Source organism: Conexibacter sp. DBS9H8 (assembly GCF_023330685.1).
Taxonomy (GTDB): domain Bacteria; phylum Actinomycetota; class Thermoleophilia; order Solirubrobacterales; family Solirubrobacteraceae; genus Palsa-465.
On record NZ_CP097128.1, the window covers coordinates 2,066,151 to 2,084,492 of the forward strand.

The 18,342-nt window shown below is 70.3% G+C and carries 17 protein-coding genes, 3 tRNA genes and 2 pseudogenes; 11 read left to right on the plus strand and 11 right to left on the minus strand.

Features of this window, described 5'->3' with window-relative positions; all coding sequences use genetic code 11:
- Window positions 1-52 precede the first annotated feature (52 nt).
- A complete protein-coding gene (locus tag M3M55_RS09805) occupies window positions 53-655 on the minus strand; it encodes a bifunctional 2-polyprenyl-6-hydroxyphenol methylase/3-demethylubiquinol 3-O-methyltransferase UbiG (protein WP_249009322.1) in 603 nt (200 codons plus the stop codon).
- Window positions 656-758: 103 nt separating this feature from the next.
- Here M3M55_RS09805 and M3M55_RS09810 point away from each other — a divergent pair, with 103 nt between their 5' ends.
- Window positions 759-1,157, plus strand: coding sequence for a hypothetical protein (locus tag M3M55_RS09810; protein ID WP_249009323.1), 399 nt, complete (start codon window positions 759-761; stop codon window positions 1,155-1,157).
- Window positions 1,158-1,379: 222 nt separating this feature from the next.
- The gene (locus tag M3M55_RS09815; protein WP_249009324.1) at window positions 1,380-2,198 is read left to right on the plus strand and encodes a hypothetical protein; all 819 of its coding nucleotides are present in this window, start codon (window positions 1,380-1,382) and stop codon (window positions 2,196-2,198) included.
- A 143-nt stretch (window positions 2,199-2,341) separates the two neighbouring features.
- Here the strand turns inward: M3M55_RS09815 and M3M55_RS17630 are convergent.
- From M3M55_RS17630 to M3M55_RS09840, 5 genes and pseudogenes are all read right to left on the minus strand, one after another.
- Window positions 2,342-2,443, minus strand: a pseudogene (locus M3M55_RS17630) (adenine methylase); the annotation flags it as partial.
- A 173-nt stretch (window positions 2,444-2,616) separates the two neighbouring features.
- A tRNA-Gly gene (locus M3M55_RS09825) sits at window positions 2,617-2,690 on the minus strand.
- Window positions 2,681-4,498: a GDSL-type esterase/lipase family protein gene (locus tag M3M55_RS09830; protein WP_249009326.1), complete on the minus strand. Its 1,818-nt coding sequence runs from the start codon at window positions 4,496-4,498 to the stop codon at window positions 2,681-2,683. The genes M3M55_RS09825 and M3M55_RS09830 overlap by 10 nt, the downstream gene beginning before the upstream one ends.
- Window positions 4,499-4,666: 168 nt before the next feature.
- The gene (locus tag M3M55_RS09835; protein WP_249009327.1) at window positions 4,667-6,859 is read right to left on the minus strand and encodes an acyltransferase; all 2,193 of its coding nucleotides are present in this window, start codon (window positions 6,857-6,859) and stop codon (window positions 4,667-4,669) included.
- Between the two features lie 88 nt (window positions 6,860-6,947).
- Window positions 6,948-7,018: transfer RNA gene (locus tag M3M55_RS09840), tRNA-Cys, on the minus strand.
- Window positions 7,019-7,070: 52 nt separating this feature from the next.
- Between M3M55_RS09840 and M3M55_RS09845 the strand changes: the two genes are divergently transcribed.
- Entirely contained in the window at window positions 7,071-7,769 is a 699-nt protein-coding gene (locus M3M55_RS09845; protein ID WP_249009328.1) for a DUF1707 domain-containing protein, read from the plus strand.
- Between the two features lie 23 nt (window positions 7,770-7,792).
- Here M3M55_RS09845 and M3M55_RS09850 read toward each other — a convergent pair whose 3' ends face one another.
- The 4 genes from M3M55_RS09850 to M3M55_RS09865 form a co-directional block, all read right to left on the minus strand.
- On the minus strand, window positions 7,793-8,746 hold the full coding sequence (locus M3M55_RS09850; RefSeq protein ID WP_249009329.1) for a VOC family protein: 954 nt from the start codon (window positions 8,744-8,746) through the stop codon (window positions 7,793-7,795).
- An 8-nt stretch (window positions 8,747-8,754) separates the two neighbouring features.
- Window positions 8,755-9,318, minus strand: a complete 564-nt coding sequence (locus M3M55_RS09855; protein WP_249009330.1) for an NADPH-dependent FMN reductase — start codon at window positions 9,316-9,318, stop codon at window positions 8,755-8,757.
- Window positions 9,319-9,849 (minus strand): YceI family protein, encoded by a 531-nt coding sequence (locus tag M3M55_RS09860; protein ID WP_249009331.1) that lies wholly within the window; start codon window positions 9,847-9,849, stop codon window positions 9,319-9,321.
- Between the two features lie 145 nt (window positions 9,850-9,994).
- On the minus strand, window positions 9,995-10,534 hold the full coding sequence (locus tag M3M55_RS09865) for a MarR family winged helix-turn-helix transcriptional regulator (protein WP_249009332.1): 540 nt from the start codon (window positions 10,532-10,534) through the stop codon (window positions 9,995-9,997).
- Between the two features lie 577 nt (window positions 10,535-11,111).
- On the opposite strand from M3M55_RS09865, the gene M3M55_RS09870 reads away from it, so the two are divergent.
- Together M3M55_RS09870 and M3M55_RS17635 are read left to right on the plus strand one after the other, a co-directional pair.
- Window positions 11,112-11,459, plus strand: a complete 348-nt coding sequence (locus M3M55_RS09870) for a hypothetical protein (RefSeq protein WP_249009333.1) — start codon at window positions 11,112-11,114, stop codon at window positions 11,457-11,459.
- A gap of 21 nt (window positions 11,460-11,480) precedes the next feature.
- Window positions 11,481-11,699 (plus strand): annotated as a pseudogene (locus M3M55_RS17635) (class I SAM-dependent methyltransferase); the annotation flags it as partial.
- A 371-nt stretch (window positions 11,700-12,070) separates the two neighbouring features.
- On the opposite strand, the gene M3M55_RS09875 reads toward M3M55_RS17635, so the two are convergent.
- A tRNA-Val gene (locus tag M3M55_RS09875) sits at window positions 12,071-12,143 on the minus strand.
- Between the two features lie 256 nt (window positions 12,144-12,399).
- On the opposite strand from M3M55_RS09875, the gene thrS reads away from it, so the two are divergent.
- From thrS to pheS, 6 genes are all read left to right on the plus strand, one after another.
- Window positions 12,400-14,385, plus strand: a complete 1,986-nt coding sequence (gene thrS, locus M3M55_RS09880; RefSeq protein ID WP_249009334.1) for a threonine--tRNA ligase — start codon at window positions 12,400-12,402, stop codon at window positions 14,383-14,385.
- 188 nt (window positions 14,386-14,573) lie between these two features.
- Window positions 14,574-15,749, plus strand: coding sequence for a translation initiation factor IF-3 (gene infC, locus M3M55_RS09885; protein ID WP_249009335.1), 1,176 nt, complete (start codon window positions 14,574-14,576; stop codon window positions 15,747-15,749).
- A gap of 107 nt (window positions 15,750-15,856) precedes the next feature.
- Window positions 15,857-16,066 (plus strand): 50S ribosomal protein L35, encoded by a 210-nt coding sequence (gene rpmI, locus M3M55_RS09890; RefSeq protein WP_249009336.1) that lies wholly within the window; start codon window positions 15,857-15,859, stop codon window positions 16,064-16,066.
- Between the two features lie 4 nt (window positions 16,067-16,070).
- Window positions 16,071-16,436, plus strand: a complete 366-nt coding sequence (rplT, locus tag M3M55_RS09895; protein ID WP_249009337.1) for a 50S ribosomal protein L20 — start codon at window positions 16,071-16,073, stop codon at window positions 16,434-16,436.
- Between the two features lie 81 nt (window positions 16,437-16,517).
- Window positions 16,518-17,267 (plus strand): RNA methyltransferase, encoded by a 750-nt coding sequence (locus M3M55_RS09900; RefSeq protein WP_249009338.1) that lies wholly within the window; start codon window positions 16,518-16,520, stop codon window positions 17,265-17,267.
- The gene (gene pheS, locus M3M55_RS09905) at window positions 17,264-18,340 is read left to right on the plus strand and encodes a phenylalanine--tRNA ligase subunit alpha (protein WP_249009339.1); all 1,077 of its coding nucleotides are present in this window, start codon (window positions 17,264-17,266) and stop codon (window positions 18,338-18,340) included. Before M3M55_RS09900 ends, pheS begins: the two co-directional genes overlap by 4 nt.
- The last annotated feature ends 2 nt before the right edge of the window (window positions 18,341-18,342 follow it).

The window sequence follows — 18,342 nt, forward strand, 5'->3', positions numbered from 1 at the left end:
CCGTGCGTGTCCCGAGCTTCGACCCGGGGGCGCCGGTTCCTGCCTCGAGCGGTCAGCCGCGTCGGGCTCGGACGAGCGCATCGAGGGCGACCCGCTCGCCCGTGTCGGTGGCGACTGGCCGCTCGACTCGTTCACCGCGCTCGATCATCAGGCCGCTGTCGGCGAGATCGGCGATGACGTCCTCGGCCCGGTAGAGCACCGTCGGGTCCTGCGGGCCGCCGTAGCCGTTGTCGAGGTTGGTGAGATCATGGGCGACGACGAGCAGCGTTCCGCCGTCGGCGACCGCGGCGGCTGCGGCCGCGAGGATCGGCGTCCGCTGGGCGGCGGGCACCTGGAGGTAGAAGACCACCACGAGGTCAAAGGCACCGGCCGGCGGCCGATAGGCGCTGAGATCGGCGACCTCCCAATCCGCCTCGACCTCGCGCGCTGCTGCGAGTTCACGTGCCTTCTCGATCGCGACGGAGGAGAAGTCGACCCCGCGGGCACGCCAACCCTGCTCGGCCAGCCAGACTGTGTTACGGCCCTCCCCACAGGCCAGGTCGAGCGCCCGTCCCGGTTGCAGATCGCTGACCTCCGACACGAGAAACCGGTTCGGTTGGGCCGTCCACACCAGCTCGCTGCCGGCGTACCGGCGATCCCACTGTTCGCTGTCCATGTCCAGACCGTAGCGGGCGCCGCCGCGACACCCGCTGGCGTGGCGTGCGCGCGTCTGCGACGCGTCCAGGGCGCTGGCGTGAGGACGTAGGCTTTTGGTGAAGGTGACTCGATTCGTGATCGACGCTCAGGTCCTGATCGGCGTCGTCCAGGACGGCCGGCCGGTCGGCGACAGACATCAGCTCATCGCGCCCAACGCCATCCGCTCCCACGCCCTCGAGTATCTTCTCGGTGCGGTTGGGCGGGGTGAGCTGAGCGAGCGGGACGCGCTTGGGCTGCACGAACGGATGACCGGGCTCAAGTTGCGTCTCCTCGGCGACCGGGTGTCCCGCCGCGCGGCCTGGGACCTCGCCCGCGCTCACGGGTGGTCGGGTCTGCGCGAGGCCGAGTACCTCGCGGTCACCCAACTTCAGGCCGACGCTCTGGTGGCCGAGGAGCCCGCGTTGTTGGCGCTCGCCCACGGGATCGTTCCGCTCGCTCCGGTGGCGGCCCTGTTCTCCTGAACTCCGCCATCCCACGCCGAGCCATCCGGTGACATGCTCGTCGTCGGCCCTGCCGGGGACCGATGTCAGAGGGGGCCTCCGATGTCAAGGCGCTCTGATGCCTCCGAGTGCTCGTCGGCTCAGTCACGCAACACCGCCAGTCCCGCCTCTGACCATCATTTCCACATTTGGGCCGCGATCGGTGTCATTCTGACCGCGACACCATCTGAGGAGGAATCCGTGTTGGGACGGCTGTTGGCGATCGTGGGCCTGGGGCTGTGGCTCGCGCCGGCGGCAATGGCCGCCAAGCCGGCCCATGGCGCAGGACGGTTCAGCACGAGCACCGGCTACGACATCTCCTATCCACAGTGCGCCTCGGTCTACCCGGCGAGCCCTGCGTTTGGGATCGTGGGCGTCAACGGCGGGCTCGCCAACGATGCCAACTCGTGCTTCTCATCGGAACTTGGGTGGGCCCTCGCGGCGCCTGGTCTGACCAATCAGCCCAATGTGTCGCTGTACATCAACACGGCCAATCCGGGCCCAGCGCCCGGGGTGACCGACTGGCCGACGTCCGGGACGAGCCCGTACGGCTCCTGCGATGGCAGCTGGAGCACCGCCTGCTCCTACGTCTACGGGCAGGCTCGTGGTGAATACTCGTACGGACTCGCTGACATGACCGACGCGGCCGTCGCCTCAAGCGCCCCGTGGTGGCTCGACATCGAGACGGCAAATAGCTGGGCGACCAGCGGCACGGCAGGTTATGCGCAGTTGAACATCGCGGCGATACAGGGCTTCATCGCGGGCCTGCAGGTATCTGGTGCGACCGGCCCCATCGGGGTGTACTCAACGGACAGTCAATGGAGCACGATCACGGACCTCGACGCGCAGACGACCGCTGCCGGTCTCGGGCTCAGCACGGCTCCGCCGGATTGGGTCGCCGGTGCACGTGGCTCATTGCGGACCGCGCAGCGCAACTGCACCAACGGGGGGTTCACCGGTGCCGCTCCGACCCTCGCGCAATACAGCTCGGGTGGCTATGACGCCGACCTGCGCTGTCCGTGACAGGCGTCGCTAGGGTCTCAGGGGTGACCGCCACCCCGGCTCGTGACTGACACTCAGCGAATCCTGACGGCAACCGACGCACCGTCTGGTTCAACTCGGTGACCGGCCTCGCGGCATCGTGGTGGAACACCTGGCTGAGGGTCCTTGAAGTCCCAGCCGTCGACCGATCCGCGCAGGTCGTTGGCGATCCGCCAGATCGTGCGGTGCAGCTCCGCACGCTCGGCTTCCTTGGTCGCTCCCATCAGCGCGAGTCTGTCAAGCGCCGCCGACGCTCACGGTTCCGAGACGGCGCTCTGAGCTGAGACGCCGATCCGGCGGCGCGAACTTGGGACCACATTTCGGGACCAAGCACCCATATTTGCCTGTGCTTCCCTGCCTGAGCAACAGAAAAGCCCCGCATTTGCGGGGCTTTTCTCCAAGCGGCTGAAGGGACTCGAACCCTCGACCTTCTGCATGGCAAGCAGACGCTCTAGCCAACTGAGCTACAGCCGCGCTGGAGCGTCGGAGTATAGGACGGTCTTGGAGGTCGTGCGTGAACGGTCGGCGGGGTGCCGGACGCGGTGGCGTGCGGGGCGGTGCCGGCGCCCGCCGCGGAACCCTCGGCGGTGACGGCGCCCGTGGGGGGGGTGGCGGGCGCCGCGGTGACGGCGCCCGCGGCTGGGCCCGCGTCCGTGGTGCCCCAGCGGGTGGCGGTGGCGGACCGGCGGGATTCCCCGGTGACGGTGGCCGGGACCGCGCGGGAGCACCGTGGAGGCTGCGGCGCCGAGGCCGGCCGGCTCGACACCGGGCTGGGTGAGGGCGGTGAGGTTGATCGCCGCCGCCATCGTCGCGTAGCCGAGGTTGTTTGGGTGCAGGTGATCGCCGCTGTCATAGCGCGGGTTGAGGACCTCCGGGTGACCCGGTTCGGCCATCAGGGCGGCGAAGTTGATCACGCCGTTGAACGCGCCGCTGGTGAGGATCCAGCGGTTGATGGCCGCCCATTTGGCCTGGCCCGCCTGGGTCCAGTGCCGCGATCCCTTGAACGGCAGCAGCGTCGCCCCGAAGATTGACAGCCCGGCGGCGTGTGCCTCGGTGATGATGTGCCGGTAGCCGGCGATGATCGCCGCCGCGCTGAGATTGCGATGCGGTGCGGTGAGGCGGCTGTGGCTCTGGCTGTAGCCGATGTCGTTGATCCCCTCGAGCAGGATCACGTCACGCACGCCGGCCTGGTCGAGCACGTTGAGGCCAAAGCGGGTGACGGCGGCCGGGCCACAGCAGGGGGAGGGCAGCAGCAGCCGGTTGCCGCTGATCCCCTCGTCGATGACTCCGAGCGTCGGCCCCGCCTGCACGGAGAGGCGCCGGGCAAGATCGTCGGGCCAGGCGCCAAAGCTGCCGACGACGCTGTGGAACCCGGCGGTGATCGAGTCGCCGATCGTCGCGACGGTTCCGAGGTAGCGGGCGGGGCTGAGGGTGTCGACTCCCGTGATGACGTACCAGGAGGAGGTGCTGACCGCGTCCCAGACCGGGGCGTCAGCGAGGGTGCGGTCACCCACGGTGAAGTAAGCCCGCTGCTCAGCGGCGCTGTGGTAGGTGAGTGGTCCCGTCGCCTCCGGGAGGTAGAGGCTGATGGCGAGGCGCTCGAGGGCGTGGACGGGCAGGTTGACGGGATCGGAGACGACGCTCTCTCCGACCGGGACGCTCACGCCGGGGGCGCCGGCGAAGGTGATCGGGATCGCCGGTCCGTCGAGACGGCCGAGCACGGCCGCTGGGGCGACGGACGCCGCACCGATCACGAGGGGGCGGTGGCCGAAGCGGTTGCTGAAGTGGATCCGCACGGCGGTCCCGGCGCTGGAGAGCATCACGATCTCCCGCACGGTCGCGTTCTCGACCCCGGTGAGGGCGACCTGGTCCTCCGCGCTGGCCGCCTCCGGGGCCGCACCCCAACTGGCGAGCCAGTGACTCGGTCCGGCGGTCGCCGAGCCCCCGGGGGCCGCCGTCGTCGGGGTCGTGCTTCCCCCCGGAGTGGTGGTCGCGCTGGCGGTCCCGGTGGTCGACCCGGGGACGGTCGCCGTCCCCGTCCCGGTGCTTCCGACCGTCGCGCCGGACCCCGACACGGTGACCGGCCCGGCCACGCCGACGGTCGCCCCCGTGGTCCGAAAGGCACCGGAGCGCGCCGGGCCGACCGCACCCGGGAGCGCCGGACGATCCTGCGTGCTGCGCGCCTGGGCGGTCGCACCGTGGTGCCAGGGAGCGAGGGCGAGGACGGTGAGACCGGCGAGGGCGAGCCCGACTGCGACCACGATCTTACGTCGACTGGACACCCCGGCAAAGGGTAGGGCGCCCGACCCCCCCGACTGTTAGCCCGAGGTTGCCTGTCGGCCGCTTTTCCATGACGGTCCGGTCGCCTGCGGCTCCCCGCCCGTCGGTCACCCAACCCCGTCTTTCGCCACGGCTGGCGGCGGGTTCCACGCCCCCGCGGCCGGGCGCGCTCAGTGCGCGAGCAGGGCCCGGCCAGCCATGAAGATGTGGGGGGCGAGCAGGTCGCCGCAGTAGATCGTCACGTGGATCCCATCAAAGCGACAGAGCTGACCGTTGACGTCGGTGCTGTAGTGCCCCTGGGGGGCGAGCCACCGGTCGATGTGAAGTACCGCAGCGTCGTTGTGATCGGCGGCGGCCGCCTCGGTGATCAGCCGGTTGATCTCATCCCGGCGGGCCGTCGAGGCCTGGGGAGCGGGACTGCCGTTGGCCTGGGGGGGAGGGTTGACGAACGGGATCGACAGGAACAGGAGCTTGCGCCGCCCGTTCTCGCCGAGCACGGAGATGAATCGTCGGATCCGCGCCTCCACGTAGCGGTCGAAGGCGGGCTCTCCGAGGTGGACGAGCTGACCGTTCCATTTGAAGTTGAACTCGTCCCGGTAGCCGAGCTCGAAGATCACCTCGTTCGCGCCGAACGCGTTCGCCTGGGACTGCCAGGTGGCGATCTCGTTCGGGCAGCCCTTGGGGACGGTCTCCCAGGTCCCGTTGACGTCGATCTCACCCCGGGTGGCGAACGAGCAGCCGAGGATCGCCGCATCCGCGATGGCCATGCCGTAATGCTGTTCGCTGTAGAGCAGGGGCACACCGATCGTGAAGGCGATCGAGTCTCCGATCACGAGCGCCCGCTTGGGCGGGCAGGTCCGGAACCGGGTCGTCGTCGTCGCCGACGGCCAGCGTACGGCTCCGCGGGCAAGCGACGAGGTCTGAAAGGACGCCTCCTGGGCGCTCGGAGGGGCGACCGCCCCGCCGGTCGGGGTGTTGGCAAGTGTCACCGCGCAGGCAGGGTCGGTGCCGGCGAGGTCCGTGTGGATCGTCGGCACGGGCGCGGTCGCCGCGGTCGGGATCGCCGCCGCGCTCGCCGCCAGCGCGAGGGAGATGATGCCCGCGCCGGCGGTGACGGGCGCCAGCCCGTGGACGATCCACGCCGGCCAGCGGCGTTGGCGGATCGGCTGCTCGACGAGGTGGTAGGAGGCGATCGAGACGGCGAGAGCGACGGTGATCCGGACGATCAGGAGCGGGAATCCGCTCAGACCGGTGGCGGAGTCGTTGAGCCAGAGAAAGAGCGGGAAGTGCCACAGGTAGAGCCCGTAGGAGATCGCCCCAACCCCACGCAGCCAGCGCATCGAGAAGACCCGGTTGGCGATCGAGCGGGGGGTGGTGACGATGACCGCGATCACGGCGACGGTGAGTCCGTCGGTGAGCAGGAACCCCCACGGGTAGAGCCAGTGGTCGTCTCCGCTGACGGTGACGACCAGGATGAGGAGGAGCAGGATCGCCGCTCCGGAGGCGAGGCTGATCGCCGGGGTCGGCCACGGGGGACGCTGCGCCCGGGAACGGGCACCGGCGGCTCGGGTGCGCACGAGAACCGGCCAGCCGGCGGGGGGAAGCCGCCCGGTGAGCCGCAGGCGCGCGACGATGAAGGCGAGGATCGCCCCGGACAGCAGCCCGGTCGCCCGGGTGTCGGTGCCGAAGTAGACGCGGTTGAGCCCGCTGCCCCCATGGAAGAGCACGAGCGAATCGATCGCGGAGGCGACCAACAGCAGACCGGAGATGCGGATCATCACGTCGAGGAAGGCGATTGCCGAGCGTCCGAACGGTGCGGCCCGTCCGCCGCGCTGGCGCCGAAGCGTGAGCAGCGTGGCGACACCGAGCAGCAGCAGCGGCCAGAGGAGGTAGAACTGCTCCTCGATCGCCAGCGACCACGTGTGCTGGAACGGGGAGGTCGGGCCGGTTTGGGCGAAATAGCTCGAGCCGACGGCGATCTGATGCCAGTTCGAGTAGTAGAAGAGGGCGGAGAGCCCGTCGCCGAACAGGCCCGGAACGGCCCCGTAGGTGCCCTTGAGGGCGTAGAAGATGCCGATCACGACGACGAGCACGAACAGCGCCGGCAGCAGCCGCCGCGCACGACGCGCCCAGAACCGCCGCAGCGTGACAGTGCGCTCGGACACCCATTCGCGCACGAGCAGCGAGGTGATGAGGAACCCGGAGAGGACGAAGAACAGCTCGACGCCGAGGAATCCGCCGTTGGCCCAGGAGACGCCGCCGTGGTAGAGGACGACGACGATGACGGCGAGCCCGCGCAGCCCGTCGAGCCCGTTGACGTGTGCCAGCTCGGTCCGGTGCGAGCGGCTGCTGACAACTGTCATTGACCTGTTGATAGTCAAGCGGACCTCAAACCTTCATAAACGCCCGGGTGGGGCGGCGACGTCCGCCGACCCCCTCGGCCCGCCGTCAAGGCGACGACCGGACTCGAACCGGTGTAGACGGCTTTGCAGGCCGCTGCGTAGCCACTCCGCCACGTCGCCAAGGCCCTTTGAGGGTAGCGGCCGGTCCGGTCTGATCTTATGATGGCCGGGGATGGACCCAGCGTCGCGCCTCTCTGCCCAGCGGGCCGCCGACGCCGACCGTGAGGCGGCCGCCGCGCTCGTCCAGGCCGCCGGCGGCGACGGTCGCCTCGGCCTCGAGGAGCTCGAGCAGCGACTCGGTGCCGTCCTCTCCGCGCGCACCCACGCCGAGCTTGAGCGGCTCACCGCCGACCTCCGGCCCGGGGTGGACGCCAGGCCTGCGGTCGCCACGCACGCATCCGCATCCGGCCATGCCCCGGCGCCCACCGCCACGGCCGACGCCGCCCCACCTCACCGCCGATGGCGCCGTGAGGGCCGCCGCCGGGCGCCACGGGTTCCGGCCGCGACCGGAACGGGGACTGCCGCGACCGTCGCCGTGCTGCGCGCGGTGCGTCGCGGTGGGGTCTGGCGTCCAGCCCCCACCGGCCGCGTGGTCACGTTGTTCGGGGAGGCGACGATCGATCTCCGCGCCGCCGAGCTCGATCGGGTCACCGAGCTGCGGATACTCACCGTGGTGGGTACAACGACGGTCCTCCTCCCCGATCACATCGTTCTCGAGCTGACGCAGGTTGCGCTGCTCGCCGATCACGACCTCGACGCCGTGGGCCGCCCACGGCCCACGGCGCCCGTCCTGCGCCTGTCGCTCGTCTCCGTGATCGGGCGGGTGCGCCTCCGGTCGAGCCCGGACCTCCCCCAGGAGTTGTACGCCTGACCGCGTCCGTTCCGCGCCCGCGTTCAGGCGAGCAGCAGCAGGCGGTTGGCGCTCGGGTCGCTGACGCGCAGGCCATCGCCCGCTGGGGTCACCGGGTAGCCGGCCCCCTCGAGTCGGGCCGCCACGGCGGCGAGTGCGTCGGTGGACCCTGCGTGGAGGATGTAGTGGTCGAGGCCGATCGCGCCGGGGTGATCCGCCGCGGCTCCTCGCGACCGCCACGTGTTGAGCCCGAGGTGGTGGTGGTACCCGTCGGCGGCGAGGAACAGGGCCCCGGGGTAGCGCACCATCACCTCGAGCCCGAGTGCCGATCCGTAGAAGTGCTCGACCTCCGGCAGGGACGCGACCTGGAGGTGGACGTGCCCGATCCGCGTGCCCGCCGCGAACGTGGCGGGCACCTCGCGCTCTGTGCCGAGCTCGCCGACGAGATCCTCGAGGTCGAGGGGCAGCGTCGCCATCTCAAGGCCTCCGTCGCGGCCGTGGGGCCAGAGCTCAGGCGGCCGGTCAGAGTAGATCTCGATGCCGTTGCCGTCGGGATCGTCGAGGTAGAGCGCCTCGGAGACGAGGTGATCGGAGGCCCCGGTGAGCGGCCGGCGCGCCCTCACCAGGCGCATCAGGGACCGGGCGAGCTCGAGCCGCGAGGGGACGAGCAGGGCGAAGTGGAACAGCCCGGTGTGGCGCGGGTCGCGTCGCGGCGCGCTGGCATCCCCGATCAGGACGAGCAGTGCGCTCCCGTCGGGGCCGCCGAGCACAAGCCGTTCGAGGCCGTCGGTCGGGGTGCGCGCGAGCGGCGGCCCTGCCGCACCGTCATCGTCATCGAAGGTGCCGGTCAGCTCGCACATTCCGAGCGCCTCGGTGTAGAAGGCGCGCGAACGGGGGAGGTCGGCGACCCTGAGGGTGACGGGACCGAGGCGCACCCCGGAACCCCGCGCAGCTCCGGCGGTGGCGGTGGTCGTGGCGGGGTTCCGGGGCAGGCTCATGCTCAGCCTCAACCGACGAGGGCCTTGTGGTGGGACGCGAGCTGGTGGGCGAGCTCGGTGAGGCGGCCGCGCAGCTCCTCGTCAACGAGCACGTTCTCGGCGTCGAACTTGGCGATCACGCCACCGACGCTGAGGTCGATCTCAGCGAGGACGCGGGCGCCGGCGATGCCGAGCGCCTTGCGCGCCGCCTCACCGGCCCATAGGGCGCCGTAGTCCGACGGCGACGTCGAGACCACCGCGACCGGCTTCGCGTACAGGGCCGCGCTGTCCCCGCGGGGGCGAGAGCCCCAGTCGATCACGTGCTTGAGCTGACCCGGCAGGGTGCCGTTGTACTCGGGCGTGGCGATCAGGAGGACGTCGGCGGCGGCGATCTTCGCCCGCAACACCGCCGCGTGGGGCGGCGGCACCTCACCGTCGTCGTCCTGGTCATATGGCTCGAGGGCCTTCAGCTCGGCGGGGTCGAGGATCTCGACCTCCACCTCGGCGGGCGCCAGCTCGGTGAAGGCGTGCAGCAGCGCCGTGTTGTAGGAGCCCGCCCGCAGGCTCCCGGAGATCGCGAGGACGGTCGTCATCTACGCCGCCTTGACGGCCGAGACGGACACGACGAGCTTGACGTCGTTGGCGACGAGCACGTTGCCGTTGGGAAGGGTCTGGTTCCAGTTGAGCCCGAAGTCACCGCGGTCGATCGTCGAAGCGACCTCAAAGCCGACGCGCTGGTTGCCCCACGGGTCCTCGCCGCCCTCCGCCAGCGTCCCGGCGAGGCTGATCGGCTTGGTCACGCCCTTGATCGTGATCTGACCCTCGAGGGTGATCGACTCGCCCTCCAGCTGGGCCGACTCGGAGGAGAAGGTGATCTGGGGGTACTGGGCCACATCGAAGAAGTCGGGGGACTGCAGGTGCCCGTCGCGGTTCTCATCGCCGGTGTCGATCGAGGCGACCTCGACGGTTCCATCGAGCTTGAGCGACGTGTCGCTCGCCGTGATCGTGCCGGCGAAGGTCTTGAAGGCGCCGCGGACGGTGGCGATACCCATGTGCTTGACCTCGAACCCGACGTTCGAGTGGGTGGGATCGACGTTGTAGGTACCACTGGCGATGTGGGGCATGTGGGCTGTCTCCTGAAACGATGGTTGACCGAACAACTAAAGGTATAGCAGGTTTGGTTGTGCCGTCAAGTATCTCGCCGAGCGCGGTGGCGGTGCCGGTGGGCCACCGGGCCCACCGGCACCCTGTGGCGGGGGCGGGGGCGCGCTACTCGCTGACGCTGCAGGTGCCGTCGGCGCCGGCCGGGCCGCTCACGGCACAGGCCTCGGCGGCGGCGGTGCAGCCGCCGGTTTCGGGCAGAGCGCCCGGAAGTCGGCCGAGCAGCTGAGCGAGCTGGTCGAGCTCCTCGGGACTGAAGTGGGTGAGAAAGAGCCGTTCGATCCCGGCGACGTGGGTGACCCCGGCGGAGACGAGCTTGGCGTGCCCGCTGTCGGTGAGCTGCGCGTAGGAGATCCGGGCGTCCTTGGGGCAGGAGACACGCTCGACGAGCCCCTCGGCGACGAGTCCGTCGATCAGCCGGGTGATCCCCGAGCGGGTGAGCATCGTTCGCTCCGACAGCACCGACATCGCCATCCGCCGTTCCTCCGCCTGGGCGAGGTAGAGCAGCACCTCATAGTCGCGCGTGGTCATCGCGTGCGCGTGATGGAGGTCGGCGTCGAGCTCGCGCACGATCGCCGCGTGGCTCTGGAGGTAGCTGCGCCAGGCCTCCAGGGCGGTTCCCTCGAGTGCGGGAGCTGTGACGTTCATGTGAACACAATTCTAGTTGACCGGTCAACCGCCCCGGCGGGGCGGGCGATCTGCGAGCAACCGCCCCTGGATCCTCAGAGCATCGATCAGGCCTACAACCAGTTGCAACAGGAGTTCCGCGAGGTCGCCAGCGCCCTCCAGAGTCCGCGCCCATCTCGATCGCCCGGCCGGAGCCGAGTTGAGGAAGCCGCCGAGGCCGCCACGGCGACCCGTCCCGCCCCCGTACTGCTGCTGATAGGCCGGGATCTGCTGCTGGTACTGCTGGTGCTGGCTGTCGATGAAGGCGTGGATGGTCGAGAGCGGGTTCTGTCGGCATCGGCGACGCCCTGATCAACAGCATCTTCTGAGCGCCGGACGGCACTGAGGGCACGGCCCCGGCCCGCCTTGGGCGCTGGGTCGACGATCAGCGGGAGTCGGGCCAACAAGGGGGGAGAAATGTGTCGTGGGAACGCACTTCTCCCCCCTCGTCGACACAGGGCCGGCCGTCCGACGGGCCCGAGGGACTGCCCCCGGTGAACGGCCTGCCGGCCCCGCCCGGCGCGACGCCTCCGGGCGCACGCTCGGGTGCTCGACCGGCATGGCCGAGCCCGGCCCCTCGATCTATCGGCATCCGCTCGCCTATCTCATCGGACTTGAGGGGATCGCGCTGCTCCGCGCCTTCGGCGGCGAGTATGACCGCGCCTTCACGCTCGCCCGGCTGGCGGAGGTTCGCGCGCCCCTGGACCGGGCGGACGCGTCCGGTGACGGCGTCAGCATCCCCGCGATGTCCACCCAGGAGGGGTACGCGGACTGGGCCGCCCGCTATGACCACGCCAACAACGCACTGATCCGGATCGAGGCACCCGTGGTGCGCGCTCTCCTCGACCGCCTGCCCGTGGGCGTGGCCTTCGACGCCGCGTGCGGCAGCGGGCGACATGGGGAGTAGCTGGCGGGCCTGAGACACCGCGTGATCGGGGTTGACAGTTCGTCCGCCATGCTGGAGGTGGCCGGTGAGAAGCCGCCGGACGCGGAACTGCTCGAGGGGCCTCTCGAGGCCCTCCCGCTCGCCGGCGGGTCCGTCGACCTCGTCGTCTGCGCTCTGGCGCTCATGCACGTCCGCGACCTCGGTGCCGTCCTCCGCGAGTTCGTGCGGGTGCTGCGCCCGGGCGGCCAGATCGTCGTCTCCGACATCCGCGGGATCGTCGGCGACACCGTCTCGCCGCTGATCAAGTTCGGGCATGACGGCGAGCCGCGCTACGTGCCGGAGTGGGCGCGACCAACGAGCCAATACATCGAAACCGCCCTCGGCCTCGGGCTTGAGGTGCGGTTCTGCCGGGAGATCCCCGGGCCGGTGCCGTTCGTCGATGACGGCGTGGCCGCCGGTGACGTGGCACGCGAACAGACCAAGGGGGAACCACCGGACCGGTGGGCGCTGCACCGGTACGCGCCGCAGGCGACGAACGCGGCCGCCCCTATGTGCTCGTCAGTCAGTTCGAGCTGCCCGACCGCTGCAGCTGACCCCGGTAGAGAAACGGCCCGCGGAGGCGGGCCGGTGAGTGGGCGATACTGGGCTCGAACCAGTGACCTCCACGATGTCAACGTGGCGCTCTCCCAGCTGAGCTAATCGCCCTGGGAGGCCACAAGAGTAGCGTGGTCGCCGCCTGAGACGGCGGACGGGGAATCGGCGCCGCCCGCGAGCGATAGGATCACGGGATGTTCGTGTGCGCGCAGCCTGAGACGACGACGCCGGCCTGGTCCGGCGCGGTCGCGTAGAGCACGCGAACTTCGCCCGGGCCTCGTGGTCCCGGGCGCACGTTCCTCCGGGGTCAGGGGCCGACACCCGTCAGACCGAGGTCAACCCGATGGATCAATACGATAGGCCGCCGATGAGTGACCAGCTCGCCGACGAGACCGTGGCCTTCACGCTGCCCAACGGCGCCGCGCTGACCCTGCCTCCGCACGCGACCGGCGCCGACGCCGCGGCGGCGATCGGCGCCGGCCTCGCCCGGGCGGCGCTGGCGGTCAAGGTGGACGGGATCACCCTCGACCTCGCCCGGGAGCTGCCCACCGACGGGGAGCGGCGGATCGAGATCATCACCGAGAAGAGCGGCGCCGAGGCGCTCGAGCTGATCCGCCACGACACCGCCCACGTGCTCGCCACGGCGATGCTCGAGCTTCACCCGGGGGTGAAGATCTCGATCGGACCGGCGATCGAGAACGGCTTCTACTACGACTTCGACTTCCCCGACGGGGTCAGCCTCTCGGACGCGGACTTCCCGGCGATCGAGGCGCGGATGCGCGAGCACGTCCGGGCCGACGAGCGGTTCGTGCGTGAGGACGTCAGCGTCGAAGCCGCCCTCGAGCGCTTCCGCGCCGAGCAGCAGCCCTACAAGGTCGAGCTGATCGAGGACCTCGTCCGGAACGCCCCGGTGGACGCGCCGGTCACGAGCGTCAGCCTGTACACGAACGGACCCTTCACAGACCTCTGTCGCGGGCCCCACGCGCCGAGCACCAAGCGGATCAAGGCGTTCAAGCTCCAATCGGTGGCCGGCGCCTACTGGCGGGGCGACTCGGCTCGCAAGATGCTCACGCGCGTCTATGGGACGGCGTTCCTCTCCCAGGCCGAACTCGAGGAGCACCTCGAGCGACTCGAACGCGCACGGGCCAACGATCACCGCCGCCTCGGACCCCAGCTCGGAATGTTCCAGTTCTCGGAGGTCTCCCCGGGAGCGGCGTTCTGGATGCCGGGCGGAACCGCGGTGTTCAACGAGCTCGTCCGCCTCAGCCGGGAGATGGGGGCCGCCCGTGGCTACCTGGAGGTGAAGACCCCGCAGGTGTTCGACTCCCATCTGTGGAAGACCTCCGGGCACTGGGACAAGTACCGGGAGAACATGTTCGTCACCGAGTATGAGGAGCGCGAGATGGCGCTCAAGCCGATGAACTGTCCCGGCCACTGTCAGCTCTACGCGATGGCCCCGCACTCCTACCGGGACCTGCCCCTGCGACTGTGGGAACCCGGCCTGCTGCACCGCCGGGAGGCCTCCGGCACGCTGCACGGCCTCCTCCGGGTCCGCCACTTCGCCCAGGACGACTCGCACATCTTCTGCACCGAGGAGCAGATCCAGGCGGAGGTCGCCGGGGTGCTCGCCTTCGCCGCCGACACCTACGGGCTGTTCGGACTCGACGTCCACTACGAGCTGTCGACGCGTCCGGAGGTCCGGATCGGCTCCGATGAGCTGTGGGACCGGTCCGAGGCCGCCCTCGCCGCCGCCCTCGACTCCCTCGGCCTGCCCTACGTCGTCAACGCCGGGGACGGCGCCTTCTACGGGCCGAAGATCGACATCCACATGACCGACTCGCTCGGCCGCTCCTGGCAGCTGGGCACCTGTCAGCTCGACTACAACTTCCCGGAGCGGTTCGATCTCACCTACATCGGGGCGGACAACGCCGAACACCGCCCGGTGATGCTCCACCGGGCACTGATGGGCTCCTACGAGCGGTTCATCGGGATCCTGCTCGAGCACTTCTCCGGTGAGCTGCCGCTCTGGCTCGCCCCGCGGCAGGTGACGGTGCTGCCGATCAGCGAACGCCACGCCGCCTATGCGGCCGAGGTCCTCCAGCGGCTGGCTGCCTCCGGGCTGCGTGCCGACGTCGATAGCCGTGATGAGAAGGTCGGCCGGAAGGTGCGCGATGCCGAACTCGCCAAGGTCCCCTACATGCTCGTCGTCGGAGATCGGGAGGCGGCCGAGAGGCAGGTCGGGGTGCGCGTCCACGGCGGCGGTGATCTCGGCGCCGAGTCGCTCGACGGCTTCATCGAACGGGTGCTCGCGCGGGTGCGCGAGCGCGACCTGCTCCGTGAGGGAACGGCGTGAGCGGCGACCGGTGGGCGTGAGGGGCCGGGGGCTATACTCGGTGGCGTTGACTGATACGCATCTTTTCCCCACTTGGCCCGGCGTCGCAGCTTGAATCCTCGCCGGAGTGACATCTAGTGCCGGTCCCTCGTAGGTACGACCGGCGGCCGCCGGAGCGGGACCAGACCCGAATCAACGACCGGATCCGTGTGCCCGAGGTCCGCCTCGTGGGTGCCGACGGCAAACAGATCGGCGTCGTCAAGACCTCTGAGGCGCTCGCCTATGCGCAGGAGCGCGACCTCGATCTCGTCGAGGTCGCCCCGGAGGCCCGCCCGCCTGTCTGCCGCGTCCTCGACTATTCGAAGTTCAAGTACGAGCAGGCGCTGAAGCAGAAGGCGGCGCGCAAGCACCAGCAGCAGATCACGATCCGCGAGATCAAGTTCCGTCCGAAGATCGCCCAGAACGACTACGACACCAAGAAGGGGCACGTCGAGCGGTTCCTGCGCGGCAAGGACAAGGTCAAGATCACGATCATGTTCCGCGGCCGCGAGGTGACCCACCCCGAACGGGGCGTCGCGCTGTTGGACAAGCTCGCCGGAGAGTTGGCTGAGCTCGCCGTCGTCGAGCAGTCGCCGCTTCAGGACGGGCGCAACATGACGATGATGCTCGCCCCCTCCAAGGCCGTCCTCGCCCTCGAGGACCACGAGCACGAGGAGCACGACGACGGTGCGCCGCGCGGCAAGAAGCCCCACAAGCACGACCAGCACGCCGAGGAGTTCTCGGCCGTGTCTGAGCCCGACGCGGACGAGGTGCCCGAGGACGACTTCGATGACGACACGGAGATCGCCCCGATCACAGAGATCGAACCGATCACCGAGATCGAGGCCGAGCCCGAGCCCGAGCCGGCCGCGCCCGTCGTCGCCGCACCCGTCCCCGAGTCCGTCGACGTCGAGGAGACCCCTTCGGGCCGTCCGGCTCGGAAGGTGAAGAGCGCTCCCAAGGGGGGAGGAGCCGCGGCGAAACGGGCCGCCGCCCTCCAGGCCGTCGCCGACTCCGCCGCGGAGAACGCCGCCTCCGAGGACGGGGACGCGAAGCCGCCACCGGTCGCGGCCGCCCCCAGCTCCGCCGACCCGGGACCGTCCGTCGCCTCGGCCCCCGCCGAGACGTCCGAGGACGGGTCGACGGAAGCCGTCCCGAAGCCGACCGCCCCTCGCAAGAAGAGCGGGGTCAAGTCGCCGGTGACCAAGCCCGCGAGCCCAAAGCCGCGGGCGCCGAAGGCCACCGCCGCCGACGCGACGAATGGGGCGTCTGAGCCGGCCGCCGTCGAGCGCACCGCCCCGCGCCCGGTCAAGGCGAAGGCGAGCTCGGCCGCCAAGGCCGACTAGGCGGGATCCCCTCAGCGGTCCCCCCCGGGGGGTCTGCGGCCGCTTCCCGGCCGTTGCCCGCCGCCCCGGGGAGAGCGCGAACCGACCTGCTTTACTAGGCGACCGCCATGCCGAAGATGAAGACCCACTCGGGCGCCAAGAAGCGCTTCAAACTCACCGCGACCGGCAAGGTGAAGGCGCGCCACGCCTTCTCCTCCCACATCCTCGAGAAGAAGTCGCCGAAGTACAAGCGCAACCTGTCCAACGACGTGATGCTCTCCGACCACGACGCACCGCGCGTGAAGGTGCTGCTGAACGCCCCCAAGAAGGGCCGCTGATCCCATGGCACGAGTCAAGCGTTCCGTCCACGCCAAGAAGAAGCGCCGGGAAACCCTCGCCCTCACCAAGGGGATGCGGGGCGACGCGAGCCGCCACTACAAGCAGGCCAAGCAGGCCCTGATCAAGGCTGACACGTACGCCTACCGGGACCGGCGCACCCGCAAGCGGGACTTTCGCAAGCTGTGGATCACCCGGATCAACGCCGCCGCACGGCTCAACGGGCTCTCCTACAGCCAGTTCATGAACGGCCTCAACAAGGCGGGCGTCGAACTCGACCGCAAGGTGCTCGCCGACATCGCCGTCCATGACGAGGCCACCTTCCGACGTTTTGCCGACCGCGCCCGTGAGGCGCTGGCTGCGGCGCAGTAGATCGCCCCGCACCGGCAACCGCTTCAATCGGGCGCACTCCCTCGGGAGGGCGCCCTTTTTCGTTCTCGACCCGCACCGCTCATGCTCATCACCAGCTCCCACAACGAGACACTCAAGGAGGTCCGCCGGCTCAACGGCCGCCGGCGCGACCGCGAGCAGCTCGGTCGATTCGTCGCCGAAGGGGAGGATCTCCTCGCCGCCGCCGAGGCGGCCGGGTGGACGCCGCTGGCGCGCCTCGTCGCCCATCAGAGCGGGCTCGACGGGGTCGAGGTGATGCCGCCGCTGCTCGCCGGGGTGTCGGAGCTCGGGTCGGGCACGCGGGCGCTTGGGATCTACCCGATCCGCTGGGCGCCGACGGCGACCGGCCCACTCTGTCTCTACCTCCACGGCGTCTCTGACCCCGGAAACCTCGGCACGATCCTCCGCTCCGCCGAGGCGTTCGCTGCCTCGTCGGTCGTGCTCGGTCCCGGCTGTGCGGACCCGTTCGGCCCCAAGGCGGTGCGCGCGTCGATGGGGGCGATCTTCACCGTCCCGGTGCTTCGCGGTGGGGTCGAGGTCCTGCCGGGGCGCCGCCTCGCCCTCGACGTACACGGCTCTCAGGACCTGCGGGACGTCCTTGTCGGCCTGCTTGACGCCGCCTCCGACCCCGACGCCGCCTCCGACCCCGACGTCGTGCTCCTGCTCGGCGCCGAACGGGAGGGGCTGCCCGCCGACCTGCTCGACGCCGCCGACACGGTCGCGAGGATCCCCGTCGCCAACCACTCCCTCAACGTGGCGATGGCGGCAACCGTCGCTCTGTACGAGCTCGCATCTAGGATGCCGCTGCGATGATTGACGCGATCACCGAGTTGCGCGACGCCGGACTGGCCCGGATCGCCGCCGCGCAGACGAGCGCCGAGCTCGAGCAGCTCCGCATCGCCCTGCTCGGACGCAAGGCCGAGCTGCCGAACCTCCTGCGGGGCGTCGCCGAGCTTCCGCCCGAGCAGCGCGGACCGGTCGGACGGGCCGCCAACGAGGCTCGCGGCGCCCTCGAGGCCGCCCTCGAGACCGCCGGCGCTCGGATCGCCGCCGCCGAGCTCGAGGCCCGCCTGCTCAGCGACCGGATCGACATCACGCTGCCGGCCGACCCGCTGCCGCGTCCCGGGCGGCTGCACCTGCTCACCCAGGTCCGCAGAGAGATCGAGGACGTCTTCATCGGCCTCGGGTTCCGGATTGAGGAGGGGCCCGAGATCGAGTCGGTCTACTTCAACTTCGACGCCCTCAACCACGATCCGACCCACCCGGCCCGGCTGGAGAGCGACACCTTCTATTTGAGCGAGCTGCCCGGCGCCCCCGAGGAGATGGCGGGCCGGCTGCTGCTGCGCACCCACACGAGCCCGATGCAGGTCCGGGCGATGCTCGCCACCCCGCCGCCGATCGCGATCATCGTCCCAGGCCGCGTCTACCGCCGCGACTCGGACGTCACCCACACCCCGCAGTTCCACCAGATCGAGGGTCTCGTCGTCGCAGAGGACATCACCCTCGCCGATCTCAAGGGAACGCTGCTCGCCTTCAGCCGGGCGATCTTCGGACCCGACCGGGAGATCCGCCTGCGCCCACACTTCTTCCCGTTCACCGAGCCGAGCGTCGAGGTCGACGTCTCCTGCTTCAACTGCGATCACGGCCGGCTCGCCGACGACAGCCGCTGCCCGCTGTGCAAGGGGACGACGTGGATCGAGATCCTCGGAGCGGGGATGGTCGACCCGAACGTCCTCGGCCACGTCACCGCCAACGGCTATGACCCGGAGCGCCACCAGGGGTTCGCCTTCGGTATGGGGATCGAACGGATCGCGATGCTCAAGCACGGGATCGGCGACCTGCGCCTCCTCTATGACAACGACCTCCGCTTCCTCGAGCAGTTCTGAGC

What these genes read in the sequence shown, in the direction of transcription:
- M3M55_RS09855 (WP_249009330.1), bottom strand. Translation starts at nt 9,318, where the DNA reads ATGACGACCGTCCTCGCGATCTCCGGGAGCCTGCGGGCGGGCTCCTAC.
- M3M55_RS09860 (WP_249009331.1), bottom strand. Translation starts at nt 9,849, where the DNA reads ATGCCCCACATCGCCAGTGGTACCTACAACGTCGATCCCACCCACTCG.
- M3M55_RS09845 (WP_249009328.1), top strand. Translation starts at nt 7,071, where the DNA reads ATGGACCCAGCGTCGCGCCTCTCTGCCCAGCGGGCCGCCGACGCCGAC.
- M3M55_RS09835 (WP_249009327.1), bottom strand. Translation starts at nt 6,859, where the DNA reads ATGACAGTTGTCAGCAGCCGCTCGCACCGGACCGAGCTGGCACACGTC.
- M3M55_RS09870 (WP_249009333.1), top strand. Translation starts at nt 11,112, where the DNA reads ATGGCCGAGCCCGGCCCCTCGATCTATCGGCATCCGCTCGCCTATCTC.
- rplT (WP_249009337.1), top strand. Translation starts at nt 16,071, where the DNA reads ATGGCACGAGTCAAGCGTTCCGTCCACGCCAAGAAGAAGCGCCGGGAA.
- thrS (WP_249009334.1), top strand. Translation starts at nt 12,400, where the DNA reads ATGAGTGACCAGCTCGCCGACGAGACCGTGGCCTTCACGCTGCCCAAC.
- M3M55_RS09865 (WP_249009332.1), bottom strand. Translation starts at nt 10,534, where the DNA reads ATGAACGTCACAGCTCCCGCACTCGAGGGAACCGCCCTGGAGGCCTGG.
- pheS (WP_249009339.1), top strand. Translation starts at nt 17,264, where the DNA reads ATGATTGACGCGATCACCGAGTTGCGCGACGCCGGACTGGCCCGGATC.
- M3M55_RS09900 (WP_249009338.1), top strand. Translation starts at nt 16,518, where the DNA reads ATGCTCATCACCAGCTCCCACAACGAGACACTCAAGGAGGTCCGCCGG.
- rpmI (WP_249009336.1), top strand. Translation starts at nt 15,857, where the DNA reads ATGCCGAAGATGAAGACCCACTCGGGCGCCAAGAAGCGCTTCAAACTC.
- M3M55_RS09805 (WP_249009322.1), bottom strand. Translation starts at nt 655, where the DNA reads ATGGACAGCGAACAGTGGGATCGCCGGTACGCCGGCAGCGAGCTGGTG.
- M3M55_RS09850 (WP_249009329.1), bottom strand. Translation starts at nt 8,746, where the DNA reads ATGAGCCTGCCCCGGAACCCCGCCACGACCACCGCCACCGCCGGAGCT.